Origin of the sequence: Candidatus Pantoea edessiphila (assembly GCF_002933345.1) — a bacterium.
Classification (GTDB): Bacteria; Pseudomonadota; Gammaproteobacteria; order Enterobacterales; family Enterobacteriaceae; genus Pantoea_C.
In genome coordinates, this window is the sequence record NZ_PDKR01000001.1 from 361,321 (window position 1) to 367,679 (window position 6,359).

7 protein-coding genes, 4 tRNA genes and 1 rRNA gene are annotated in these 6,359 nt (G+C 28.1%); 1 reads left to right on the top strand and 11 read right to left on the bottom strand.

The genetic code is table 11. The annotated features are described in order from the left end of the window. Positions 1–14 precede the first annotated feature (14 nt). The 8 genes from rplA to CRV09_RS01670 form a co-directional block, all read right to left on the bottom strand. Positions 15–710: a 50S ribosomal protein L1 gene (gene rplA, locus CRV09_RS01635; RefSeq protein WP_136132386.1), complete on the bottom strand. Its 696-nt coding sequence runs from the start codon at positions 708–710 to the stop codon at positions 15–17. Positions 711–712: 2 nt separating this feature from the next. Further along, on the bottom strand, positions 713–1,141 hold the full coding sequence (gene rplK, locus CRV09_RS01640) for a 50S ribosomal protein L11 (protein WP_136132387.1): 429 nt from the start codon (positions 1,139–1,141) through the stop codon (positions 713–715). Between the two features lie 120 nt (positions 1,142–1,261). Further along, positions 1,262–1,807: a transcription termination/antitermination protein NusG gene (nusG, locus tag CRV09_RS01645; protein ID WP_136132388.1), complete on the bottom strand. Its 546-nt coding sequence runs from the start codon at positions 1,805–1,807 to the stop codon at positions 1,262–1,264. Between the two features lies 1 nt (position 1,808). Then, positions 1,809–2,195 (bottom strand): preprotein translocase subunit SecE, encoded by a 387-nt coding sequence (secE, locus tag CRV09_RS01650; protein WP_136132389.1) that lies wholly within the window; start codon positions 2,193–2,195, stop codon positions 1,809–1,811. A 271-nt stretch (positions 2,196–2,466) separates the two neighbouring features. After that, a tRNA-Thr gene (locus CRV09_RS01655) sits at positions 2,467–2,540 on the bottom strand. 8 nt (positions 2,541–2,548) lie between these two features. Further along, positions 2,549–2,622: transfer RNA gene (locus tag CRV09_RS01660), tRNA-Gly, on the bottom strand. 40 nt (positions 2,623–2,662) lie between these two features. Beyond that, a tRNA-Tyr gene (locus CRV09_RS01665) sits at positions 2,663–2,744 on the bottom strand. An 18-nt stretch (positions 2,745–2,762) separates the two neighbouring features. Further along, positions 2,763–2,835: transfer RNA gene (locus CRV09_RS01670), tRNA-Thr, on the bottom strand. Positions 2,836–3,250: 415 nt separating this feature from the next. Here CRV09_RS01670 and coaA point away from each other — a divergent pair. Then, a complete protein-coding gene (gene coaA, locus CRV09_RS01675; RefSeq protein WP_136132390.1) occupies positions 3,251–4,171 on the top strand; it encodes a type I pantothenate kinase in 921 nt (306 codons plus the stop codon). A gap of 15 nt (positions 4,172–4,186) precedes the next feature. On the opposite strand, the gene birA is transcribed toward coaA, so the two are convergent. The 3 genes from birA to rrf all read right to left on the bottom strand — a co-directional run. Beyond that, positions 4,187–5,146 carry a bifunctional biotin--[acetyl-CoA-carboxylase] ligase/biotin operon repressor BirA gene (gene birA, locus CRV09_RS01680; RefSeq protein WP_136132391.1) on the bottom strand — a complete coding sequence of 320 codons (960 nt, stop codon included), beginning with the start codon at positions 5,144–5,146 and terminating at the stop codon, positions 4,187–4,189. 2 nt (positions 5,147–5,148) lie between these two features. After that, complete coding sequence (murB, locus tag CRV09_RS01685; protein WP_136132392.1) at positions 5,149–6,186, bottom strand: UDP-N-acetylmuramate dehydrogenase; 1,038 nt, start codon at positions 6,184–6,186, stop codon at positions 5,149–5,151. A gap of 65 nt (positions 6,187–6,251) precedes the next feature. Then, a 5S ribosomal RNA gene (gene rrf, locus CRV09_RS01690) occupies positions 6,252–6,359 on the bottom strand; the annotation flags it as partial.

Sequence of the window (6,359 nt, forward strand, 5' to 3'; positions counted from 1 at the left end):
TGAAATTAAAATAATTAAATATTTAAACTACTTTGTTCTATACACATTCCAACTCCCATGGTAGTAGAAATGTTAATTTTTTTTATATAATTTCCTTTCGCTTGTACAGGTTTTACTTTTTTTAGGTCTGAAACTAAATATTCTAAGTTTTCTTTCAAATCTTTAATTTCAAAATTTATTCTGCCGATCGTAGTATGAATAATACCATTTTTGTCGTTTCTATAACGAACTTGTCCAGCTTTAACATTCTTAACAGCTTCGGAAATATTATTTGTTACAGTACCCATTTTAGGGTTTGGCATTAATCCTCTAGTACCTAAAATTTGACCTAATTGACTAACTATATGCATCGCATCAGAAGATGCAATAACCACATCAAAATTTATGTTACCTTGTTTTATATCTTCAGCAAGATCATTCATTCCCACAAGTATTGCTCCCTCTTTTTTAGCTTCTTCAGCTTGTAATCCTTCAGCAAAAACTGCAATACGTAAAGAACGTCCAGTACCATGTGGTAAAATAGTAGATCTCCTAATGTTTTGATCTGGTTTTTTTGTATCAATACTTAAATTTATTGCAACATCAACACTTTCTATAAATTTAGATACAGCTAATTTTTTTAGTATAGAAATAGCTTCGATAAAATCATACTTTTTAGTTAAACTAACTTCAGTTTTCATCATCTTCATACGCTTAGTTGTTTTAGTCATTATCAATCCTCTACGACTAAACCCATTGAAATAGCAGTACCTTCAATAGAACGAGACATTGCTTCAATAGTAGATCCTGTCATATCTACTGATTTAACTTTTGCTATTTCAATAATTTGTGTACGATTTATTGTTCCAACTTTTTCTTGATTAGGTTTACTAGAACCTGATTTTATACCTACAACTTTTTTTAAAAGAACTGAAGCTGGAGGCGTTTTTATGATAAAACTAAAAGTACGGTCTGTATATACTGTTATAATAACAGGAGTTGGCATACCTTTTTCTAATAATTCAGTCTGGGTATTAAAATCTTTACAGAATTGCATAATATTAACACCTTGCTGACCTAAAGCAGGACCAACAGGTGGACTAGGATTGGCCATACCAGCAGGAATTTGTAACTTAACATGTGCTTGTATTTTTTTAGCCATTCATTACCTCAACTAACAAATAGTATTAGATCTAATCTAGTAAAAATAAATATTTATAAAAATCTACTTTGATAACTAAATATAAATAATAGATAATTATCAATTATCAACGAATTAATGTTAACCTTTTTCTACTTGAGAAAAATCAAGTTCTACTGGTGTAGATCTTCCAAAAATTGAAACAGAAACTTTTAATCGACTTTTTTCATAGTCTACTTCTTCTACCACACTATTAAAATCAGCAAAAGGTCCATCGTTAACTCTAACTATTTCACCAGGTTCAAAAATTATTTTTGGACGAGGCTTATCACCAACTTCTTGAAGACGGTTAATAATTACGTTGGCTTCTTTATCACTAATGGGAGAAGGCCGATCAGACGTACCCCCAATAAATCCCATAACACGTGGTACACTTCGAACTAAATGCCAACTAGCATCGTTCATAACCATCTGAACAAGCACATAACCTGGAAAAAACTTTCTTTCACTTTTACGACGTTGACCGAAGCGAATTTCAACTACTTCTTCCGTAGGAACCATAATTTCACCAAACATCTTTTTCATATTATGCAATTTGATATGTTCACGTAACGACTGCGCTACACGGCCTTCAAAACCGGAAAATGCTTGTACAACGTACCAACGTTTTTTTGGAACTTCAGACATTTTAAAACAACCTCAAGCCAGTAATAAATGACACCATACGGACTACAATATTATCTAGTCCCCATAAAATTAATGACATTATAGTAGTAACAGCTATAACAATTAGTGTTATCCGAAATGTTTCTTGATAAGTAGGCCAAACAACTTTTTTTATTTCAGCTTTTGATTCTCTTGTAAAAACCAAGATTTTTTTACCTTGCTTTGTTGAAAGTAAAATCCAGCTAGAGATTATAAATAATATAACTATAGCTATCATACGTAAATATAATGTTGTTTCTTGATAATAATAATTACCTATTATTGCAACGAGCAATAATATTAATATGATCAACCATTTTGCTGTTTCCAAGCCAAACAAGTTTACTTTAGCTTCGTTATTATTACTCATACAAACCTACTAAAATTTCTGGAACTGTAATTATGTATTACTTACTTTTTTTTGATTAATTTAAATTAAAATTAAATCAATAATTACTTACAATTTAAGTTTTGATATTCTTAAATCTTATTTCACTTAACAATTTTAAGTATAACAATCTTATTGCTAGTTAATTAATTGTTAAACAATATTATGCTGTTAAAATTTACAATATCTAAAATAAATAAATCTTTATTTTTATTCATTAATAACCAAAACGTTAAAAACTTATGCATAATGCTGCTGATACCCAGATTCGAACTGGGGAACCTCACCCTTACCAAGGGTGTGCTCTACCAACTGAGCTATATCAGCACAGTTTTTGGAGCGGGTAACGGGAATCGAACCCGTATCTTTAGCTTGGAAGGCTAAGGTAATACCTTTATACAATACCCGCATTATAAATAATAATACTGATTAACATTAACACTAAATGATGGTGGGAGAAGGATTTGAACCTTCGAAGTCTATGACGGCAGATTTACAGTCTGCTCCCTTTGACCGCTCGGGAATCCCACCTAATGATCTATTATTTGATGCCGGCTACCGGAATCGAACTGGTGACCTACTGATTACAAGTCAGTTGCTCTACCTATTGAGCTAAGCCGGCCTACGGCCTACAAACAAAATAAAATATTTACTTTAATATAATAATAATATTGTAGAAATATTATATATGTGATGCAATAAAATATTTTAATTTACAACTTATTTTCTCTACTTAATTATAAGTTTTGATAAATGTTTGTTAATAATTAATATTAATAATCAATAAAATTTACTATTAAAATAATTGCAATACTGTTATATAAATTATATTATAGCCTATAATAAGTTAGGTTTTGATCAACTAAGAATAGCATTATAGCTTAATTTTTACTCTGTTTACAGACATTATGTGATTTTTTTAAAAATATATTATAACATTATTATCTTTATATATAATTTTATATTTGAGATGATATTTTGTTTAATTGATATTTTATTTAATTTAAACGGTTATAAAATACATAACGAAAACAAAAATGATAGATCTTTATTTGTTATTTACACGTAAGGAATGGTCAAATCTACGTGATACAACTTCGTTGGGTTTATCATGTAGTGAAATAAAAGATATCAATGCATATTTATCTATTAGTGAAATTAAAGATATCTATTTACCTCTTTTACTTTTATTAAACTTTTTAATAGATTCAGATTTGAATCAAAAACAAATTATTGAAAAATTTTTAGGTAAAAAAAATAAAAAAACACCATATATTATTAGTATATCAGGAAGCGTAGCAGTTGGTAAAAGTACCATAGCAAATATACTTCAGATACTACTACGTCACAATGATAAAAATAGTAAAGTAGAGCTTATTTCTACTGATGGGTTTTTATATCCTAATTCTATACTCAAAAAAAGAGGTTTAATGAAAAAAAAGGGATTCCCTCAATCATATGATATGCGTGGTTTAATTAAATTTGTTTCAGATTTAAAATTAGGTGTTGAAGAAGTAACAGCACCAGTTTATTCTCATGATATTTATGATATAGTTCCTAAAAAAAATAAAATTATCCGGCAACCTGATATTTTAATTCTTGAAGGGTTAAATATATTACAAAATAAAACAGATTATAGAAATGATGCTTATCACATATTCGTTTCCGATTTCGTAGATTTTTCTATTTATGTTGATGCTACTGAAGAACTATTGCAAAATTGGTACGTTAAGCGTTTTTTGAAATTATGTCAAAATTCATTTATTAAATCAAATTCATACTTTCATAGCTATTCGGGCCTTCCTAAAATGGAAGTTATTAAAATTGCTAGAAATTTATGGAGGGAAATCAATGGATTAAATCTCAAAAAAAATATTTTGCCAACTAAAGAAAGAGCAAATTTAATATTAGTTAAACAAGATAATCATGCTATTAATCAAATTCGTTTGAGGAAATAAAAATAAATAGTATAATTAATTAAGGGATATTTCTCCAACTGACCAAGATTGAAATCTTCCATTATTTTCTAATATTAATGAACCTTTGGTATCTATTCCACGATAAATACCATGTATTGTTTTTTTACCAATTACTAATTTTACTGAACGATTATTCAAACTATCTAATTTTCTCCAACGCAACATGAAAGGAGCAAATCCTTTTTTTTCAAATATAAATAAAGAATTACGAAAACTATCAACCAGATCAAAAATAAGTCTATTACAATTAACTTCAAAACCTATTTCTTGAAGAGAAATCCACTTATAAGTCGAAACTTGTAAAGTTTGTTGAAGTGTATTTATGGAAGAAATATTAATACCAACCCCAATTATAATTTGTGTATTAACAAAATTTTTACTCTTTAATTCTATTAAAACTCCTGCTAATTTACTACCATGAAAATAAATATCGTTAGGCCATTTTGTACTAATATCTTTAATTCCTAATAATTGGAGCTTTTCTGCTATAAGCAATCCAATTATAAGACTAATACCTAACATAGAATTAACTTTACCTGCTAATTGCCAATACATGGACATATATATGTTAGATCCAAAAGGTGAAAACCACGAACGTCCATAACGTCCTCTTCCAAATTTTTGATGGGCTGCAATACAAATATCACCAGATTTAAGATAATTAATGTTATCTAACAAATATTGATTCGTTGAATCAATAACTGGAAAAAATAAAACATTATCTTTCCCTAATTTTAATTGGATTTCTTTTTCATTTAATAAATGAATTGATTTTAGTAATTTATGTTTTTCTTTATTAATACTATGTATATTAAAACCCCAACTTTTTATTGTTTTTATACTTTTTATTATAATTGATTCAGTTGTACCTAATATCTTACTAAGATATTTATTAGAGTATGTTTTACCATCAGATAAAATCTTAGCTAATTTTAATTGAAATTGAGTATTCATTTTTATAAAAGCATATTAATTGCATCACATTCACCTTTTGATGTAATAAAACGAACTTCAGGTTCAAGCCAAATTCCAAATTTTTTACCTACCCTAATACGTATCTCTTTTGCTAAAGATAAAATATCTTTAGCAGTTGCATGTCCAGTATTAATTAATACTAATGCTTGTTGATGATATATAGTTGAACCTCCAATACAAAATCCTTTTAAATTACATTGTTCTATTAGCCAAGCAGCAGCCAATTTTACCTGATTATTTATAAATGGATAATAAGGCATATTAGGAAAACATTTTAATAATAATAAGGCCTTTTCTCTGGTAATTATAGGATTTTTAAAAAAACTACCGACATTTCCTATGATTTTAGGATCAGGAATTTTTTTCTTGCGTATAAAAAAAATTTCATTAAAAACATCCCAAGCACTAACTGGATTTAAATATTTTAAATCACTATATGTTAAGACTGGTTGCCATTTTTTTTTTAAAGAAATACCTACAGCTATGATTACAAAATCAGTCCAATATTTATTTCTAAAAATGCTATCACGGTAAGAAAAATTACATTCACTACTATAAATTCTCTTAATATTTCCATTACTTAAATGCATAACATCTACATAATCACAAACATCTTTTAATTCAACACCATACGCACCTATGTTTTGAATTGGAACCGAACCTACTGTTCCAGGAATCCAAGATAAATTTTCTAAACCAAAAATTCCCTTAATTAACATTTTTTTTACTAATTGATGCCAGTTTTCTCCAGCACCTACGTGTAATTTCCAAACTTTGTTTTTAATATCTTCATAAATTGTTATACCCTTAATTCTATTAAGTACAACTACTCCAGCAAAATTTTCAACAAATAAAACATTACTACCTTCACCAAGTATTAAAAATGGTAATTGAAAAAACTTACTAAATTGCCATGACTTCAAAATAGTTTCTTTATTCTTTGCTATAATAAGAAATCTAGTATTAACATCAAGCCCTAAAGTATTATTTACTTTTAAAGAGTAATTTTCATTGGTCATTATATCAATCATATTAGTATTAAAAGCAATACAAAAAAATTATAAGTATTTAATTAAGGAATCCTGCCTGGCGATTTCCTACTCTCACATGGAGAAACTCCACACTACCATTGGCACTACGACATTTCACTTCTGAGTTCGACATGGTTTCAGGTGGTACTATCGCGTTATAG

Bases quoted from the DNA above. Each gene is read 5' to 3' on its own strand.
- secE (WP_136132389.1), bottom strand. From the start codon at position 2,195: ATGAGTAATAATAACGAAGCTAAAGTAAACTTGTTTGGCTTGGAAACA.
- rplK (WP_136132387.1), bottom strand. From the start codon at position 1,141: ATGGCTAAAAAAATACAAGCACATGTTAAGTTACAAATTCCTGCTGGT.
- coaA (WP_136132390.1), top strand. From the start codon at position 3,251: ATGATAGATCTTTATTTGTTATTTACACGTAAGGAATGGTCAAATCTA.
- rplA (WP_136132386.1), bottom strand. From the start codon at position 710: ATGACTAAAACAACTAAGCGTATGAAGATGATGAAAACTGAAGTTAGT.
- birA (WP_136132391.1), bottom strand. From the start codon at position 5,146: ATGAATACTCAATTTCAATTAAAATTAGCTAAGATTTTATCTGATGGT.
- nusG (WP_136132388.1), bottom strand. From the start codon at position 1,807: ATGTCTGAAGTTCCAAAAAAACGTTGGTACGTTGTACAAGCATTTTCC.
- murB (WP_136132392.1), bottom strand. From the start codon at position 6,186: ATGACCAATGAAAATTACTCTTTAAAAGTAAATAATACTTTAGGGCTT.